Origin of the sequence: Exiguobacterium sp. KJ 601 (assembly GCF_027161185.1) — a bacterium.
In the GTDB taxonomy this organism is placed as follows: Bacteria; Bacillota; Bacilli; order Exiguobacteriales; family Exiguobacteriaceae; genus Exiguobacterium; species Exiguobacterium profundum.
Map to the genome: position 1 here is coordinate 26,719 of NZ_JADHZG010000004.1, position 17,971 is coordinate 44,689.

The window sequence follows — 17,971 nt, forward strand, 5'->3', positions numbered from 1 at the left end:
AAGTACATCCATGTCCACCGGTCGACGCCCATCCGTTCAAGAAGTCTTCTGAGCAATCCTCCTTTTCATCCCTCGGATTGTTTGTTGATTCAATGTACGATTCCTTTGAATCATCTTCTACTGTTGGTAGCTCAATGACACTTCGAATCGTAACACCCCACATCTCGTTATATCATCTGTCGGTTGACTAAAAATAGATACTAACTACAAGGTATAACATAGTCAATCACTCATAACTACGCACAAGTCCATTCATTCTCCCCAATCAGAAACACCCCTAATGTAATCAAGTCAAAGATAGACACAGCTGTGAGTTTACTCTATTGTTCTCATTCTGCGATAACTGGTAAGAGTATTTTTAATACACCAACAACCAACTCTTCATATGCCAATAATCTTTTGATTATTTAAAATGTGATCTTAACAAAAAATAAAAACCTGCGCTATGTGCAATGGTTTTAAGATAATATTATAATGAATGGAAAAAGCCGCCAGATAAAAAACGAGTATCGGGGACAGGGGATGAGATTTTGAGAAACACGTGGGAAATCGACTTTCAGATCATTGGGCCAGTAGTAATCCGGTCTCAAGTGAACTTGAGAAGGGAAAAAGGCTTCTCGTCAAATCAATTCTATAGTGATATCATCATCAAACGGTCTCAACAAGGTTTTGATATAACAGCAACTGCATTCGCCGACAGTATGGAGGATGCTCGAATCGCTGCACATGTCTATTTGGATAGAATGAAAGATGTCCTCTGTATCACGAAAGATATCCCATTGCTTCTGAGCAATGATGAACGAGGCAGGGCAAGGTATGACAACAGGCTGCTTTTAGGGAGTCAAGATTTCATAGACGCTTTTGACAAGGCGCGAGTTTATGAGCAACATCAGCCAGAACTCCTCCGGGCGATGGGGTGGTATGCAAAAGGGAAGACATCTACCAATGCGTACGATCAGTTCTTTGCATATTGGAGTGTGATTGAAATCTTGGGCGTTGCATATCATGAGGAGACCGAAAGGACTAATAGAGGTCAAAAAAACAAGATTTATCAATGTTTCCTCGATTATTTTGGAACAGAGGAGAATTGGCCGGTACCTCAAGACTGGATTGACAAGGCTTACCTCCAACGAAATGAATTATATCATGGCGGTACAGGCACAACCCTGGAGGAAATACTTCAGACAGCCCATCACATCGATTCTTTATCATACGTCTCATTGATTCTAATCCGAAAGATACAAGAGTCGGTACAAGCATCTAATCCATCAACATGTCGATAGCTTTGACGAGGAGTATCAGTTACTTCAGACCCAGCAAAATCTGCATCTCGAAATTTCGTAGGAAATGGCGGAGTACTTGAATGGGATGGAGCGAGGAAAACCGAGCAAGAGCACGCCATTCCCTTGCTATCTCACGGCCTCCTCGGGTGATTATTACGATTACTGATAAGACAAGTAAGCGATGCATATTCTCGATTATTCTTTACTCGCAGACAAACCGTCTCCACGATGGAGAGACCCCCTTCATATAGCGAGACGTATAAAATAGTGCCGAAGGGTGTTTTTTGTTGTGAACTTCTCCACAAGTAAAAGATTCCTCATGCAGGTCTTTATACTTTTTCATCATGTAAAGGCTTTTGACCGAATCATTTATAATCAAAAGCTTCGAGATAAAATCTTTGCAGACGATACGATACAGCCAATGATGATGTCCAACCCCTCATAACCAGAACCATCGTCATGTCGTCCCTAGTCGCATCACGTCGATATATCGCCTTATTGTGATTGCTATGATTATCTACAGAAGAACAACATAGTTCACTGATGTCCACATCTGTTGTTCATTCTTTTCATAATTAGAGGACTGTGTGCTCACTTAAAAAGATATCAAGGTAATTTTTGAACGGCGTATCAATCAACTCATTGGTCCGACCCCACTCGAATAGTTTTATTCTACTCATGAACTCATAGAATTCTGTATCTTCTAGCAACTCTACTACCAAGTCGTTCTTGAGACTTTTCCGCTTAGAGGTGCCATCATTGTTCTCCAAAACTGTTCTCACAATTCCAAGTAACAAATCAGTCAATTCTATCCCATACTCTTGTCGTTTCTTCAAATAGTCAACTTTGCTCAACTGAAAGCTCTCACCTCTGTAGATTGATTGTACATTCAACTGCTCAAACATCTGTCGACTCAAATCATATTCTTTGGCCTGATATGTGTTGTCATGCTCGATGAACACATTGACATCCAACAGGGTATGTTGCCCGTATTTTCTAATCAATCCATACACCACCCGTTCAGGGAACTTTGTATAGATTGTCTGATCGACGACGTTGGGAAACCATTTCTGTACTCCTTTCGCATCACTCTCGATCTTGTTCTGGTTATATGAAATGACATTCATTTTCATATGTCTCTGATATTTCATAGCTGTCAAGATGATTCGTTTGATACGCTCACCCATGCTCCTATGTCCACTATAATCGGCCCAATGTACATCCGCCCCTCTGATCACATCGTTTAGACGCTGCAGTTCTTCGCATCGATAAATCTTTTCCGGGACGAGAACGGCACCCATCAGATGGATTTTCTCGGACTGCTTCCCACTCTCATCAAAAAAAATGTTAACTGAAAATCTGTTTCTTGCCATCATCTCAATCTCCTTTTCTCCGTCCTCCGTTTCGAGGACATCTATTTACAAAAAGATAAAAATCGTCCATAATAGTTTAAGAAGATTAAATATCGCCCCACGGACTTCTATTGACTGCCCCTAAGACTTGCAATCTGTGGAAGTTCGTGTCACATGAAACCTATTGGCTGCCCCTCATTCGCAGCCAGTGGGTTTTTTGCTGTCTATTCCTTTTTGTATATTTAATACAGCTGCTGGACTGGCACCTTATCTTCATTTTTTGGTGATACCTTAAGAAGGATTATAGCATCCAAAAAAAATTGGATCAAGAACTATGTGTCAACAACATATAAATTCCATAATATGATTTAAGAGTATATAATTTCAAAATGATAGGATAATTGAATCGAATGGAATGAGGATGATTGAATGAGACTAGTCTACTTATTGAAACAAGACAAAAAAACAGGAGAAATTGAAGAGTACCAGCTTCAAGAGTTGTTTAAGATAAAGCTCGAGAAAAGCGACGACCAAACTCGAACCCTTTTGACGATTGGACATATCGATTCTAACGTTCTGAGAGTCGAAAAGTTCTTACATGAACCCGTCCCGAACATCGATAGCCTCAATGTGATCGTAGGAGAAAACGGCACAGGTAAAACAACACTCATCAGGACAATCCAGCATTTTTTGAACGTTGAACTACACAATAACTTGAGTGACTATCTTCTAGGCATCTTTTATGAGGAAAAGCGTGATGAAGTGTATTACTATAAGACCTCAGAGGAGATGAAAATTAAAATCATAGCCGCTCCTGGGATCAGGCAATTGAGTAAGCCGACGCTTGAAAACTTTGTGGGAACCAGAAGTATCTTATATTTGACCGATTCACTGAATAGCCAAGACTTTTTCGAATCTAGATTCGCAGATACTCGCCTCGTGTCCGACCGTTCGATAGGAAGAATGTTATGGGAAGCCTCTGTCCAAACAGCAGATGAAAATCGTAGTCCCCCAAGAAATCCGATAGTCAAATATTTCAATAATGAACGGGAGAGACAGATCAACTTCATCAACGAGGTATATCAAAAAAAAATCAATGTCGAAATTTCAATCCCTCAAGCCGTTCATATCGAGTTTGATTGGGACCTGATAGCCGACTCTCTAGAAAAAGAAATAGAATTTCTCGCCCGATACGAAGAAAGTATAGAAAAACCGCTTTATGTCAGTAGACTCCGGACAGCCGTACAGAGACTATTTGAAGTCGAGAACGATGACCGGAACTTCTCTGCACGAGGGACGGAACTTCTACTCCTAGACTTTTTATATGCCTCCTTCGAACTAACGAGACTTCAAAACCCTGATTCTGACAAATTGGAGAACAGGAGAAAGATAGTGAATTTCCTTGAAAGAATAGAGAATCTTGTGATTGGAGAACAGGAGTCAAGACATATCTATGTGATGATCGAGACGCTGAGAATGTTCAAAGAGGAGTTCGGGACATCCATCGCCTCGCAATTCGAGGATGATTCATTCGCAACCGTCTTCGATATCACAGATACGTTTCGCTTTCAAAGAGATTGGGGTGAGCTGAACTCATATATCGTGCTCCTTGAAAATGATAAAGATTCTCAAAAATTTTTCTACTTCATGAATTTTTATAATCATATTGCAAGGTTGCCTTACATACGTACTTATTGGGGGATGAGCACCGGGGAGATACTTCGTCTGAATCTCTTTTCTCAGCTATATGAAATCTCTATACAGCATGACAATGTTTATCCTAATGAAAACCTTTGGATTCTGATTGATGAGGCGGGGAGCCACCTGCATCCTGAATGGCAGGCCGGATATGTAGAGATGCTTCGTTCGGCCGCATCTCAAATTTTTACGAACCGGAGCAATATCCAAATAATCTTGACGACCCATTCCCCAATCATTTTGTCCGACGTCCCACGCCATGACGTGCTTTATCTCATCTCGAAAACGGATGAGACAAGGTCTATCCCCCGGGATAGGACGTTCGGACAGAACATCTATAAGCTGTTCGAAGAATCTTTCTTTCTGAAGAGCGTCAGTGGAAGCCTCTCCACCAGTGTGATGGATCGATTGGAGGCGGATTTAGCACACTTTGAAGAACTCTCTGCTGAAGAGCGTGAAGTGTTAAAAGCAACCATCGACATCATCGGCGAGGACTTCATTCGCTCACATTACCAATTCAAGTTCGATACATTGAGCAAGAACAATCGGACCGAGAGGGTTCAGAAATCTATCGAGCTCTTCTCTTCGATGGATTCGAAAGAACGTGAGGAGATGATCAGATTCATTCTGGGTACAGAAGCCACGGAGGGCCCAATCCAATGATGCGATTGACATACGAAAAACATACACGGGACAGACACCATGATTACGTGAGACAGACAATAGAAGAACGCCTGGAAAGCGCACGACAGTCCCCGTTCAACCTTTCCGAGGAATCTGAAAAAAAACTTCTCCTCTCCATCCCTTACGCTGGGACACCTAAGCAGTTCAGGACCGTGTTCAACAGCCAACGGGACAAATTTTACGAGTATATCAGAAACAATATCGAAAGGCTGGCAATCGGTGAACCATCCATCCTACGCGGAGTGGAACAAGAAATCTCTGCCGACTTCCCGTTGGTTCACGATGTCTTGAGACATCATGAACAAGACCCGGCCTTCAGCGACCATGTCTATGATATTTTCGGCTATGAGAGGTTCAAGGTCGGAACTCTTTTCGAGCTCTTCAAATCGGCGACCAAGGCGAAGCTCGACATCGACCAAAAAAAACGATTTCTTCCCAAGCATCGACAGGTTTTTCGCGATACGCTATCCTCATTGCTTCCTGAGAAGAAACAGATGATTGAGTCACAGTTGAGTGATAAGAGTTGTCCCGATATAAAGTCTTTCGAGAAGGCATTCTATGACATCCCGGATGTCTACCTGACCCTAACGAACATGATGGATTCAAGGGTCTTCGAAAAGACGTGGAGTGATTATGCACTCGTCATGTTCGGTGGTGTAAAGGTCTGCCCCTATTGTAATCGACAATACGTGACCCCCTTCTTGTCCGGGCGCGGGAAGGTACGCGCCGATCTCGATCATTTCTTTTCCAAAAGACGATATCCCTATTTTTCGATGTCACTCTATAACCTTGTCCCCTCTTGTAAACAGTGTAACCAGTCATTAAAGGGGTCAAAAGAATTCTCGGTCGGGGCAATACACCCTTTCGAACACGACCTCGACCCTAATTTCAGGTTCAGGGCGTCACCGAAGTGGGGACGGAAGGGCATCCGAATCGATGTCCAGGCCCTCATCACACATCATAAAATCGAGCATGTGGAAGAATATATCGACATGTTCAAGCTGAGACCCTTGTATGGCTATCACGTCAATCATGCCGAGGACATAATCGAGAAAAAGCTGATGTATCCCGACGAACTTCTCTTGAAGTTGCTGCCACGAACACGATTCAAAAACCTCGAGGAAATTAGGGCATTCGTCATCGGATATGTCGCAGATGACAATCAAATCAATGAGGAACCCTTGAACAAGCTCAGACGAGACCTTGCTATACAGATGGGATTCATATCCGATACTTCGACGGTGGATACGACACTGATTGCACGTCTTGAAAAATTGATTCGATAAATTCTAGCAGAAAGGAGGGGGGATGCGGCCGCACCCCCCCTCCTTTCTGACTTTCCATCACCTCATCGAACGAATCTCGCACCGTGACAGAATCAAAACAATCTAACATCAAAACAAGCGTTTTGCGAGCTCTGATTTTTCATTATCCAGAATGCGCAGACTCTGTAGGGAGTTGGATTCTTTACCATACACCAACCGTGTCGCCTCAAAGAAGTCGACTGAAATCGGCCGAACATCTTTTAGAACATAGATGTGTTTGAAATCAACCTCCCCCCATAATTCTTCTGACCATTGAGGGCTCTCGACCTTCCCAATCACTCTCCCCCAGGCGATGAAGGACTGTGATGAATAGAACATCACGATATCCCCATCCTTGATTCGCAAGAACTTGTTCAACGTGCTGAAATTCTTACCATCTTTCACACCCCATACAGAGACACTGTCCACCCCAAGCTCTATCATTCTCGGCTTCAATGGCTCTAAAAATTTTGAGTCACCAAGGATGGGTGGACATCCATCCTTGTCCAAAATACTCGTTTGAAAATTCCTCAAATCCGATCCGACCGGTTGCCAGATGACCTGTTCATCATCCTCGACACTTGCGACAAACCCTTCGGTTGCAGCAGAACCGAACAAGCCCATCTCCTCAGGTGTCGGTAGCAGCATCTTCTCTGAAAGGTTCTCAGGATTGTCAATCCCGAGAACCTTCTTGAACTGTTCTAGTCGTTGAACCGGGATACGTCGTTCGCCATCGACCCATCCCCTAAGGATGGAATCGCTCACTCCTAACTTATCCGCCAAAGCCCTATTGGTTATCCCTTTCCTTATCATAAATACCTTTAAAAAAGTCAGTGCGTTCAATTAAAATCATCTCCAAACCTGATTGTATCTCGTAATAACATGGTCAATAGTCAAGAAACTCCAGTAACTTCATCGAGTTTTCTTCGTTTAACAATCTGAGGTTCCTGATGACCTGTGCATTCCCATAAATCAACTCCGTGACCTCTCTAGCATCGATATCCAACACGCGGAAGTCTTTCAACATAAGGATATATCGATATCTCGGATCCCCCCATGTCATACGGGAGAGGTCAGGGCTCTCAACCACCTTGCTCAACCTCGCGACAGAAAGCACTCTATTTTGACCAATCATCACGACTGACTGGCCCTCCTCCATCCTACTTACGATGTTGCTATTCTTCTCAGTGAGACCGTTCGCGATACCGAAGAATCGGACAAACCCGTCCTCAGATTCGATAGTAGAGATGTTCGTCATAAATGGTTTTATCGACTCTAAAGATATGGGTGCCTTGCCGCTTTTAGATGAGACGCTTGCATTGTAATTGTAATTGTTCATTCCTACTGGCACGACAGCGACTCTTTGTATCGTTGATGCGTTGATTGAATTTAACATCGTTGTTTCCTCCTTAGATGTAAAAGCTATGACATTCAATGATAATTTTTTCAGACAATCACCTTGACTGATTACTTCAAATTGTATCACCACCTTAAGCGTTAGGTATACTAAATCAAATATAAATGTAATAGTCACATAAATGTGATACTTACAAATTAGCACGTCTTATTAAGATTGTCACGTTTTTTCTTTTATGTCTTCTTCTTGAACGGAAAGTCCCCTCTCCACAATCTATTGTTGAATCAAGGCGGGACGGATTAACGCGACTGCTCTCCGGTAAAAAATGAAGAACACGAAGGTCCATGATTTACTCTACGTTTTTATGTTGCATAGTCTCTACAAAAACCTAGAAACCCAATAATAACGTCAGAGAGATATCACACTTGGCCGCTTTGAAAAAAGAAGGAATAAGATGTAATGAACAGTCTAGAAGATATTGTGGTATGGTCTTATTGGAGGGCGGTCGTACGGTATGGACATGTTGGTAAAGGAAAAGAAATCAGTGTGGCACGATGTCTGGGTCATGCCTGGCGATTTGACGATGATTGATGTGATTGCCGTCATCAACGAGATGCCGGTGACGAAAAATTGCCCAGTGATCTCACTTAGAAAGATTGATCACACAAGGTATCTAGAGGATGTTCGAGCAGTGAAGGAGAATTTCTTCCTACAAATGCCCTTCGAAGGGAAGGAAGCTCTCTAGAGCAAGGTGGCACGAGATTATTGGTGTACATTTCGACGTCGAAATGTATACAGGCGCGACTAATCCTGAAGGACCGCATCGACAATACAGTTGACAGAGTGGTGAGAACAGAAAAATGGAGACACAAGAGACGAAGGTGACCTCATTCCGGGTGTCACCTGATGTGAAACAACGTATACAGAGTTTGATGGAGGAGCGACAGCTCTCGACAAATCAATTGTTCGAGGAGCTCTTGCAATTGGCCGACAAAGATTCCCCTGACCCGGTCATCGCCGAGGAGGACGCAGTATTAGAGGCGACCCTCTCACAGGTGAAGGCTCTATTCCATGAACGGGCGACTCGCATCGAGTCGCAGATTCGAGAGAACGAGCGAATCAAATCCAGACATCTCGCGGCGGTGAACGAGCTCGAGCAGGGCATCCTCGAGGAAAGGGACCGTCTCGAACTGGCGTATGAGGAGAATTTGTCTGCACTCGAAATAGAGAGGCGGAACCTCGAAGAGCGACTCGAGATTGCATTACAGGAGAAGGGAGAGCTGACTTCCACTTTGGAGGCGGAACGCACGGCATCCAAAGAGGTCACGAAAGGTCTGAAGCGAGAGGTGTTCGATTTGGAGGGACGACTCAAGAGGCTCGAGGATGAACGTTCCCAGCTTTACCGTCAGAACCAGAGCCTGGTCGACATGGTCGAAGATTTGAAAGGGCGCACACGACGCTCGGATCATCTGGAGGAAGAGAACCAAAAACTCCATCTCGAGGTACAGATTCTGCGGCGCGAGAAGGAAGCCTTCGAGAATCGGCTTGAAGAGCAGGTCGAACTCGCCATCCTGCGAGAGCGGAACAAGAGTCATGAAGCACATGATGAATGAAAGAAGGCACCAACGGGTATCTTGATTCACCCGCTGGTGCCTTTCATTGTATCTCAAGGTTTGAAAACGACATGACCCTCTAACCGTGACCAAGAATCGCTCGACTTGTCTCGAGAGACTCGTGAACATCGCCCTATCCATGAATATAAGTGTCACACCTTTCTCGACGATTACCTGCACATAGGGATATCTGTATCGATCATAATCGGTCGTCAACATATGTTCTATCTCTTTGGAGCCCTTGATGCAATTCAAGACCTCTGTCATATCTATCATACCGAGCACCTCCCTATTCTTCGATATCGTCAAATGTTATATGGCTCATCGATACCTTTCGACATCGAGTCTCGCCACCCTTCCAAAAAACCGCACATAAACAGGAGGACACGGGCACACCCATGCCCTCCTTCAATATCACCGGTTCGGTCACGTCATTCCCCCAATCCCCCTCGTCGAGAAACTTGGTCCTCGACCCGGGACTCCTCAATCAATCTCTCCACATACAGTTCCTCCATGATTTCATGCAACACACCGAGCTGACTAAATCTCTTGTTCGAGATGATTTCAAAAAAAGAGACCAGGTACCGTACGAAGACAAACAGGATCAATGTGCTGAAGACGAACAAGAACTTGAGGGACGCCTGGAGCTCTGCAGTGGAGTTCAAGATAGAAATCGATGATGATATGAACACGGTCAGGTACACCGCGTCCAATGAATACTTATTCTCATGTGGGGCAATACGCTTTGCGACGAGATCTGCCAACTCCCTGATATGGACCGATCGATGAATGTGATAGTCGTGTTCGAGGACACTGCTCACAACGCCCTTCATCCGCTTGAATCGCTCGACTCTCGCCTGTTTGAGTTTCCTATCGGACATGTCGTTGTAGTATCTCATCATGTAAGATGTCATCGCGATTGCGATGCACCACAGACTGAGAGCTATCAAGCTCTCCACCATCCGAGGAAAGATGGCAGGAAGTGCCAGGACCGATAGGTTCAATAGAATCGAGAGGACGAACATTCGCATCGAGGGTATCCTCTTGAAGATACCCCCTTCTTCTTTTTGTTCAAGCTCCAAACGTTTGAGATAGTAATCAATCAGTTTTTGAACCATCTCTCATCCTCCAACCCGCTGTAGGTGCCTCAATCCCGACCATCAGGATTCGACCATCGCGGTGATTTTTTTTGAACCAAGATAATGATCCATCTCACCTTTCACGAATGCTTCTACGTCCTGAAGGTCGCGAAGCATCGGACCGAACGCCAAGGACCTTAGGATTCCTGGCCGTCGGATGATCCTGCCGTCCAATATGGCGACCACACCCATGTCTTCCTCTGACCGGATGAGCCGACCGGTCCCTTGCTTCAGTTTGATCATCATCTCGTCCTCGACTGTCCCGGGTATCAAGGTGGCTTTGTGTTGAATCACAGGGTCAGGCACCGGGTATGGCAACCTCACGACGACGAGACATGCGAGGGCGCTCCCTTTGATATTCACGCCCTCCCAGAAGGAGCCCGTCGCGAGGAGGACCTTGCCGCCCCCGTCCGTGAACTCTTTTTGGAGCGTTCGGACAGACTTTTTCCCGTCTTGTCTCATCAACGTCCATGCCGAATCTTGGCTCGTTTCCTGGAGCACCAGGTCTACCTGGTCGAGTTGGCGTTTCGAGGTGAACAACACCAATGTCTTACCTCCGAACACATCGGCCAGCCGTTTGATTTCTGAGGCAATCGACTCGATTGACTCATCCGCTCTCACGTCGATTTCCTCCGTTGGCACATAAAGACGTGTGTTGCTCTTGTAGTCATATGGGGAAGGTTGTGGATCACTGTATTCGGTGCGCGCGGGTAGACCTAGTGTCCTCCTTTGATATCCATAGTATTTTTTCAGATTTGTCGTCTCATCCCCTGTACCGAGCGTGGCAGATGTCAAGATTACCGCATTTCCTCGGCCGAACAATAATTCTCGTATGGACTTGTCGATGTTTTTCGGAGCGCTGCAAAGGAACAATCCTCTCCGACTGAACTCTCGCTCATAGACCGCCCAATACACCGACCGTTCCGTCAACAATGAATCCAAATATGTATGGAATGTCTCGGTGAGCGTGACCGTCTCCTCATACAGGTCCTCTCTCGAATCGTCATAATCGTGATAGGTCAGCGCATCCCGGAGTGCATCAAGATCCAAGAGAACCTTTTCTATCCTTTTCCGTGTACCTTGCACGACATCCGTGATATCGAGCCGGTTATCGAGCACATATTCTGCCTCCCTGACGTACCTCGAGGCAAGGTTGGTATAGAATGTGTCGAACAGATCGAGCAGGTCCCGTTCGAGAGACACGACGTCATATCGCTTCAGTCGGACATCTTCGACAAGTCGTCTCAGCTTTTTGACGTCATGATTGCTCAATTTCGTGTTCAGCGCGTCCCTCACGACATCCTCAAGTTTATGTGCCTCGTCTATGACGATGGTGTGACCATCCTCGATGAGTCCCTTGCGACCGGAGAGCTTCTGTCTCAGGTCTTCGACGAGCAGGTTATGATTCACGATGAGACAATCTACCGAAGACCCACCTCGACCCGCGAGGCGTTGTCTCATTGTGTAGAAGTCACAGGCATGCCTGAGCTCGCATCGGTTGAACAAACAAGATTCCACCTGTAGTCCCCTTCTCTCGGATATTGTCAATCCTTCGCCGTCCCAGGCCTCTTGCAACGCCCCGATACTTGAAAACTCTCCTTTGAAACGACTCGAACCGGACTCATATCTCTTGAAGCAAGAGTAGTTGGTACGCCCTTTCCCTACCGTGTGGGTGAATGACTTTGATAGGATTTGACCCACTTTCTCTACGTCCGAGACGAGTTGCTCGGTCAGTTGTATAGAGGATGAGGAGACGATGAGTGGCTTCCCGGTCTGCCAGCTCCGGATCAGTCCCGGCATGAGATAGGCGAAGGACTTGCCGATCCCGACCCCAGCCTCCGCGATGAGTACCTTGTTCTTTTCCATCGCCTCCGCGATGTCCAACATCAGGTCCTCCTGTCCCTCACGTGGGGTCAATCCGTGTTCCGTCATCGAATCGATGCCTTTGAATACTTGGTCGATAAAATTGATAATGATCACTCCTTGAAACGTATGTTCTTGTTTATTCTATCACTGTCCCGACTCTTGATCAATCATTCTCAGGAAAAAGATGTATATTCATCATGTATCCTACACTCTATAGATATTGATAAATAGGGACTCCTAACCACCTGGATAAAAATATGACATCCTTTAGGAAAGGAAACGACCTATAATGGATAAGAGAAACTTCCATCTTCGTACCGAGACCTATCACAAGGTCCTGAGAAGGAGGAGAAAAGTATTTTCTGGGAGGAGTCATTATGGATACGGTCAGTTTTAAAGATTTACCTATGTCAAACCTTGTTCCTGAACGAGGGTACCTTTCTGGTGACACAGGAAATTATACGAGAGATGAACCGATTCAAAGGATTTTCAAGTTCGATGGATATAGGGGAATCGGTAACATGGGTGGGATTCGCCGTACCATGTTACATGCTAGCAACGGGTCATCTGAAGAAGAGGCGTTCATTGTACTCGTGAACAGTGGCGCACAGCTGAATTGGCCAAACGTCTATGATACAGCTAGCGGTATTCTGACTTATCACGGGGACAATCAAAAACCTGGCAGAGACCATCTCTCCACGAAATAGGCAGGAAACAAGGCGTTCATCAAATATTTCAGAAGATCATACGAGGGATTTGGTGCACATATCGTGCCATTCTTTTACTTTGAGAAACTACCTGACGGGAGCGTCAAATACATCGGCTTGGCTGTGCCTTACGTCGAGGGACTAGACGCTTCAGAGGCCTTGACTCTGGAGAGATTCAATGAAAATCAAACAGGGGAGGATTTTGAGAACCTGGTCGGACGATTCACCGTTTTGAGGACGACCGTCACCAGGGAGTGGTTGCTCGACTTGAAGCATGGGAAGATCGATTCTGAAAATGCACCAGTGGAGTGGCTCCGCTTCCTGGCCGAACGAGCATTTGACCCACATGTCGAACCGTCTCAGGTGCAAAGCCCCAACCGCAACAAGAAAAAGGCGAAGATGGAGAGCATCGGTTATCGCATGGCATCTTTCCGAAAAACACAGGGAAGATTCAGACGGGAACTCCTGAAAAGATGCGCCTGCTGTGAACTGTGTGGTATGGCGGTCGAGCCCCTCTTGGTCGCGAGTCATATCATCCCATGGTCGGTCGCCGACGAACATCAACGGCAAGACCCCGACAATGGGCTCCTTCTCTGCGTCACCCACGACGCATTGTTCGACAAAGGATTCATCACGTTCGAGGACGATGGGAGGATTCTGATTTCAGAGATGTTCCCTCGCCAGGAATGGCAGAGATTGTCGATAGACGAGACGATGCACCTCTCACATATACCGAGAAACAAGGCATACATGCGCCTTCATCGGGCGAACATCTTTAAAACCTCTTCAAGATGAACACATCTGTTCGACTCTCAAAAACTATTCAGGAGGATTCGTCCATGCCGTTCGCAGATGACATTCTATACATGAAAAATCTTTATACGAAGATGCCGGTCCAAGAGGTCCATGGGAACACACACTCCTTGGAGGAACATGTCCCGGGCCTACAACTGCGATATCCTGGAGCGTTACGCGGTGGCAAGACCGGTGATTATTGCCTCTATTTGAACGATTTCGCCCCTTCGCATATACACGTGGTCCGTGCGGTCCATACGTATTGCGAGATATCGGGACACGACGGGGCCGAGTCGATGCTCTGTTTTCTAGAGGATTTGGCTACAAATGGACTGACCGGGACTGTGGACCTTCCTTCCCCGTTCGAAATCGCAGGACACAGGTTGGAGGGTCGACAGACCAGGGTGCTCCTATACTGGTTGATTTTGCAGGAGGACATCAATTATCCGAGTCCTCGACACATGGGTGTCCGGATGCCGTTCGTCCGATACACCGAGGCCGTCATTTCTTCGATACTCCCTGATCTTCTCGACATCGAGACCGTCGTCGCGAGGACGGCCGCCAGGGGCGGGAGACCTGCACCCAGGTTCGCACACGCTTCCCTATCTCCCCGTTTCCTACGAACGTTCGATGTCATCGAGAACATGAGGCGCTCTGTCGTCTGATGAAAAGAAGTCGCCGGCACATATGTCGGCGACTTCTTCGGTTTTACAGCCATGTCATTGCCGATCCATCATGAAAGACGTTCCTCGAAGGAGTCCAGCACTCCCCGCATCCGTCCCATGAGACGGATGAACTCCTCCCTGTTCTTCTGATCGAGCCTTCCGATATGGTCCATATCGATTGTATCGAGCGTCTTCAGGGACGTGTTGAATGCATCAATCGGTCTCATCTTCGCCCGGGAGATGGCCGTCTCGTCGGCCCTACGGTCGATGAGGGAGGCGGCCTCGTCTCTCAGGTCCTTCATTTCCGAGTTGAGCTGCCTCATGGCCTCCAGGTCGACCTTCTCTTTTCCTTGAAAAGCGTCGGCGACATCATAAACGATTTCGTCGAATTCTTCGAGGAACGCCTCTCGATTCGATGCCTTCAAGATGTCATTTCCGATGCGACGGATGTATCTGGTCAAGTCCTTGTTCTTGGAGATCGTCAGCGCTGTGAAGAGCGTGTCCGTCACTCGGATCCGTTCCTCCTCGTCCTTCTCGTTCTTCAGGATGCCGACCATCTCCTGGAGGGGACCATCCAGCTCCAGCTCCCTCGCGAGATAGAATTTTCCGTCGGCGTTGATGAACTCCAGGTACTCGACCATCAGTTTGGCCTTCTCGACCATCTTCTTGACCTCCGAGAGCTTCTTGTTGGTGTTCAACGCATACTCCTGTTCCGTGAAGTATTCATTGACGACGATGTCATTATAGACGTCGACGAGGTTATCAATCGGATTGTAGTCCACCGGGCGCTCCTCACCATGCTGCAGGTTGAGCTCGAGCCGTTTGATGTCGATATCGGAGAGCCCTTCTTTCGGGTCGAGGATGATCGCCTCGAAAAAGACATCCATCCCGTGGTCACGTCTCAGATGACGGAGACAGGTGAATCGACGGTTCCCGTCCACGATGGTCCCATCGTTGAGCACCACACCTGGGACCCGCTGTCCGAAGTTCTTGATGTTGGCCTTCGTCTTCTCGAGCGCCCCTTTGTTCGACTCGATGATCATCTCCTCCACCTTGTCGTTGTATTCATTCTTGTCAAGGGTCGAGACGTCCTCCCCCTCTGACTCGACACGGTTCATCCAGCTGATGATTCGTCCGTTCCGTCGATTGTAGACCAGGTGCTCGAGGGGGATCCGATACACATCGAATACCCTCGTCTCCCCTTTCAATGTGAGCTTCCTCTTCTGCTCGGTAAGAGATATATCTTCCCCAATCCGTTTTCTGAGATTGATGTTCTCTGGCCCTTTCCTCATGTCCAATCCCTCCCCTGTCATTCGTCAATCGAATAGATGCTGTCCAGAAATGTCTGTTTGTCCTGATAGAGCTTGCCTGTCTCCGGAGAGAAATGACCTCCTCGGTCCCGAATGGCCGAGACGATGGCGCTCTCATCAAAGAGGAGATGAAGGGAGGTCTCGATGTCCTCTTTCAACTCGAGGGGCTCCATGCCCCCATCCTTTGGGAGATGCTCGATGAAGAGACCTCCAAGGCTCCTTGCCCCTTTCCCAAAATAAAAGATGTCACCTGAGCCGGTCCTGATTGCCCCGATTTTAGGATGCGAATGTAAGAGTCCCTCGAAAAAAATATCCTCTAGACCGAGCTCCCACAAGGACGACTCTACCTGGTGATGAATCATCGGGACAGTGAAGTATTCCCATTGCTGTCGTTTGACGTGTTCGATCACCTCTTTGATGAATCCCCTCACGACACCCTTGTTGACGCCCGCCTTCCTGAGCCTTGTCAGATGGATGTACTGCCGTTCATCGAACCGAAAGATATCATGTCTATCTTCCAGGTCCTTCACCGCCCTTTTGAAAGTGGCGGTCTTGAATGCAGGTTCGTCCGGGACGATGAAGAAGTCGCTCGCGACGAGTAGTTTTTTAAAATATGAATCTGCGCTATCGTGGTGTGAACGAAGGACGAGGCCTCCCCGTAGGGTGAAGCCACAACGTTCCAGGGAGACGGGATTCATGAACCTCGCCTTGAAATCCTTCACTTCTCTGAACATGCCTTCCAGTTCTTCAAGGGTATAGATGTCCCTCGTGAGACGCCTCGAGAACCAGTCGATTTCTCGCTTCGTCGCTCCCGACATCGTGACCCCGATCATGCCGTCCGGTGAGACGAGTTCTGGTAGCGCATCCTTCAACGTCCGTCTCACGCTGCGAGGGGACAGCCCGAAACTCGCATGCAAGATTTCAAGGAAATCACTGATTTCCATCGGCCCATGTCTTCGGACCAGTCTCTTCAGCCAGACCGACTTGTCGTCCACACCGATTGCGATTTCGGGGAGGCGTCCCATGGTCACGTTCTTGACGGTGACGTGGTGTCTGATGATTTGATGGAGCTCTTCATGCGTGATGCAGTCCAAATCCTCCATGAGGGATGGGTCGAGGCCGAAGATGTGTTCGGTGCTATAGAAGCCGGGCTCCAGCCTGAGAAGTCCCCTCAGACGTTGGAGGTTTCGTTTGGTGAGCACCGAGGCGTCATAGAATCGATATCGATTGTCCGAGAAGAGTATCCGGCACGACCTAGAGGCGATGGATGCGAGCTTCCTCTCATCCGCTTTGAGCCTCTCGGCCGTCCACTCATCGAACTGCTCGTCGAGAAAGGCGTCATAGAGGGTCTTCAATCCATCGATGGACATGTGTGCCTGACCGGCGTTCATCCAGCACACATGCTCGAAGACCCCGGTCATGGTGGCCTCTTCGAGATTTCCCACACGGTTCACGAAGACAGAGAGGTGACGCCTGAACCGGGCGCGCTGCACCTCGTTCAACCTGGCATACATCCCTCTGACATCCCCCTGGTCGCTTCGTACCTTGAGGGACAGGAAGCGGTACATCCGAGCGTCTTCGGCGAACACCGCCATGAACAATTCTTCGGTGAACGCATAGGACTTGAACCTGTTGAGGTATCGTCGGGCGTCCGAGACATGCGTCACCGGCATCATCGCCAAAGCTCTCTTGAGTTTTTTCTTGAAGGTCCGGAGCGGTAGTCCCCGGCGTTCGGCGAGCACGAGGTCGTCCAGACCGGTCTCTAATTTTGCACGAACGAGCTCCGACTCCGGGATGTCATCCGAGGACAACAGCGAGGACAAGGTCCGTGTCCTCTTCTTGAAGTTCTCACCGTCCGATTTGACGAATCCATGCCTCGAAGATCTCTCGAGCAGATCGGCGACATCATCCTTCTCGGTCTCCAGGAGGGTCGCCACCTCTTCTAGGGAGAAGACGTCGCCGAGTTCGTCATATACGTTCTCATAAAAGACATGCTCGACTCCTTTCCTCGCGATTCTCCTCTCGAATGGCTCCCTGTCCGTCCGACCCGCTCGTGCGCCACGCTCCCCAGGCCCGCTTTTCATCTCTCATTCCTCCTCCCTTGACCATCAGACGGCATCTCGTCCGATTTTGAATACATGTATTAGGTCTAGTACCCAGGTATTCATTTTTTTGTCTCCACTTTCCTATCTTTTTCC

The 17,971-nt window shown here is 47.4% G+C and carries 14 protein-coding genes and 1 pseudogene; 7 read left to right on the forward strand and 8 right to left on the reverse strand.

From position 1 onward, the window contains the following. Positions 1 to 530 precede the first annotated feature (530 nt). Complete coding sequence (locus IRJ25_RS13325; RefSeq protein ID WP_269318456.1) at positions 531 to 1,283, forward strand: methylamine utilization protein MauJ; 753 nt, start codon at positions 531 to 533, stop codon at positions 1,281 to 1,283. A gap of 575 nt (positions 1,284 to 1,858) precedes the next feature. Here the strand turns inward: IRJ25_RS13325 and IRJ25_RS13330 are convergent. Next, positions 1,859 to 2,656, reverse strand: a complete 798-nt coding sequence (locus IRJ25_RS13330; RefSeq protein ID WP_269318457.1) for a DUF3800 domain-containing protein — start codon at positions 2,654 to 2,656, stop codon at positions 1,859 to 1,861. Between the two features lie 426 nt (positions 2,657 to 3,082). Here IRJ25_RS13330 and IRJ25_RS13335 point away from each other — a divergent pair, with 426 nt between their 5' ends. Both IRJ25_RS13335 and IRJ25_RS13340 read left to right on the forward strand, forming a co-directional pair. Beyond that, positions 3,083 to 4,996: an AAA family ATPase gene (locus IRJ25_RS13335; protein WP_269318458.1), complete on the forward strand. Its 1,914-nt coding sequence runs from the start codon at positions 3,083 to 3,085 to the stop codon at positions 4,994 to 4,996. Next, positions 4,993 to 6,303: a hypothetical protein gene (locus tag IRJ25_RS13340; protein ID WP_269318459.1), complete on the forward strand. Its 1,311-nt coding sequence runs from the start codon at positions 4,993 to 4,995 to the stop codon at positions 6,301 to 6,303. Before IRJ25_RS13335 ends, IRJ25_RS13340 begins: the two co-directional genes overlap by 4 nt. Positions 6,304 to 6,411: 108 nt before the next feature. Here IRJ25_RS13340 and IRJ25_RS13345 read toward each other — a convergent pair whose 3' ends face one another. Both IRJ25_RS13345 and IRJ25_RS13350 read right to left on the reverse strand, forming a co-directional pair. Continuing rightward, complete coding sequence (locus tag IRJ25_RS13345; protein ID WP_269318507.1) at positions 6,412 to 7,134, reverse strand: helix-turn-helix domain-containing protein; 723 nt, start codon at positions 7,132 to 7,134, stop codon at positions 6,412 to 6,414. A 73-nt stretch (positions 7,135 to 7,207) separates the two neighbouring features. Next, positions 7,208 to 7,717, reverse strand: a complete 510-nt coding sequence (locus IRJ25_RS13350; RefSeq protein ID WP_269318461.1) for a hypothetical protein — start codon at positions 7,715 to 7,717, stop codon at positions 7,208 to 7,210. 475 nt (positions 7,718 to 8,192) lie between these two features. On the opposite strand from IRJ25_RS13350, the gene IRJ25_RS13355 reads away from it, so the two are divergent. Both IRJ25_RS13355 and IRJ25_RS13360 read left to right on the forward strand, forming a co-directional pair. Next, on the forward strand, positions 8,193 to 8,423 hold the full coding sequence (locus IRJ25_RS13355; protein WP_269318462.1) for a hypothetical protein: 231 nt from the start codon (positions 8,193 to 8,195) through the stop codon (positions 8,421 to 8,423). A 163-nt stretch (positions 8,424 to 8,586) separates the two neighbouring features. Next, on the forward strand, positions 8,587 to 9,291 hold the full coding sequence (locus IRJ25_RS13360) for a hypothetical protein (protein ID WP_269318463.1): 705 nt from the start codon (positions 8,587 to 8,589) through the stop codon (positions 9,289 to 9,291). A gap of 431 nt (positions 9,292 to 9,722) precedes the next feature. Here IRJ25_RS13360 and IRJ25_RS13365 read toward each other — a convergent pair whose 3' ends face one another. Together IRJ25_RS13365 and IRJ25_RS13370 are read right to left on the reverse strand one after the other, a co-directional pair. Further along, positions 9,723 to 10,409 (reverse strand): hypothetical protein, encoded by a 687-nt coding sequence (locus IRJ25_RS13365; RefSeq protein ID WP_269318464.1) that lies wholly within the window; start codon positions 10,407 to 10,409, stop codon positions 9,723 to 9,725. 42 nt (positions 10,410 to 10,451) lie between these two features. Beyond that, complete coding sequence (locus tag IRJ25_RS13370; protein ID WP_269318465.1) at positions 10,452 to 12,317, reverse strand: ATP-dependent DNA helicase; 1,866 nt, start codon at positions 12,315 to 12,317, stop codon at positions 10,452 to 10,454. A gap of 386 nt (positions 12,318 to 12,703) precedes the next feature. Between IRJ25_RS13370 and IRJ25_RS13375 the strand changes: the two are divergent. Beyond that, positions 12,704 to 13,321 (forward strand): annotated as a pseudogene (locus tag IRJ25_RS13375) (hypothetical protein); the annotation flags it as partial. A gap of 102 nt (positions 13,322 to 13,423) precedes the next feature. Beyond that, on the forward strand, positions 13,424 to 13,798 hold the full coding sequence (locus IRJ25_RS13380) for an HNH endonuclease (protein ID WP_269318508.1): 375 nt from the start codon (positions 13,424 to 13,426) through the stop codon (positions 13,796 to 13,798). A 442-nt stretch (positions 13,799 to 14,240) separates the two neighbouring features. Here IRJ25_RS13380 and IRJ25_RS13385 read toward each other — a convergent pair whose 3' ends face one another. Genes IRJ25_RS13385 through IRJ25_RS13395 form a run of 3 tightly spaced genes read right to left on the reverse strand, consistent with a single transcriptional unit; the run spans position 14,241 to position 17,857 of the window. Next, positions 14,241 to 14,516, reverse strand: coding sequence for a hypothetical protein (locus IRJ25_RS13385; RefSeq protein WP_269318466.1), 276 nt, complete (start codon positions 14,514 to 14,516; stop codon positions 14,241 to 14,243). Positions 14,517 to 14,531: 15 nt separating this feature from the next. Then, positions 14,532 to 15,755 carry a ParB/RepB/Spo0J family partition protein gene (locus IRJ25_RS13390; protein WP_269318467.1) on the reverse strand — a complete coding sequence of 408 codons (1,224 nt, stop codon included), beginning with the start codon at positions 15,753 to 15,755 and terminating at the stop codon, positions 14,532 to 14,534. Between the two features lie 17 nt (positions 15,756 to 15,772). Then, entirely contained in the window at positions 15,773 to 17,857 is a 2,085-nt protein-coding gene (locus IRJ25_RS13395) for a hypothetical protein (protein WP_269318468.1), read from the reverse strand. Positions 17,858 to 17,971 lie beyond the last annotated feature (114 nt).

Bases quoted from the DNA above. Each gene is read 5' to 3' on its own strand.
- IRJ25_RS13330 (WP_269318457.1), bottom strand. From the start codon at position 2,656: ATGGCAAGAAACAGATTTTCAGTTAACATTTTTTTTGATGAGAGTGGG.
- IRJ25_RS13340 (WP_269318459.1), top strand. From the start codon at position 4,993: ATGATGCGATTGACATACGAAAAACATACACGGGACAGACACCATGAT.
- IRJ25_RS13345 (WP_269318507.1), bottom strand. From the start codon at position 7,134: ATGATAAGGAAAGGGATAACCAATAGGGCTTTGGCGGATAAGTTAGGA.
- IRJ25_RS13350 (WP_269318461.1), bottom strand. From the start codon at position 7,717: ATGTTAAATTCAATCAACGCATCAACGATACAAAGAGTCGCTGTCGTG.
- IRJ25_RS13355 (WP_269318462.1), top strand. From the start codon at position 8,193: ATGGACATGTTGGTAAAGGAAAAGAAATCAGTGTGGCACGATGTCTGG.
- IRJ25_RS13365 (WP_269318464.1), bottom strand. From the start codon at position 10,409: ATGGTTCAAAAACTGATTGATTACTATCTCAAACGTTTGGAGCTTGAA.
- IRJ25_RS13370 (WP_269318465.1), bottom strand. From the start codon at position 12,317: ATGTTGGACATCGCGGAGGCGATGGAAAAGAACAAGGTACTCATCGCG.
- IRJ25_RS13380 (WP_269318508.1), top strand. From the start codon at position 13,424: ATGGCATCTTTCCGAAAAACACAGGGAAGATTCAGACGGGAACTCCTG.
- IRJ25_RS13385 (WP_269318466.1), bottom strand. From the start codon at position 14,516: ATGGCTGTAAAACCGAAGAAGTCGCCGACATATGTGCCGGCGACTTCT.
- IRJ25_RS13390 (WP_269318467.1), bottom strand. From the start codon at position 15,755: ATGAGGAAAGGGCCAGAGAACATCAATCTCAGAAAACGGATTGGGGAA.
- IRJ25_RS13395 (WP_269318468.1), bottom strand. From the start codon at position 17,857: ATGAAAAGCGGGCCTGGGGAGCGTGGCGCACGAGCGGGTCGGACGGAC.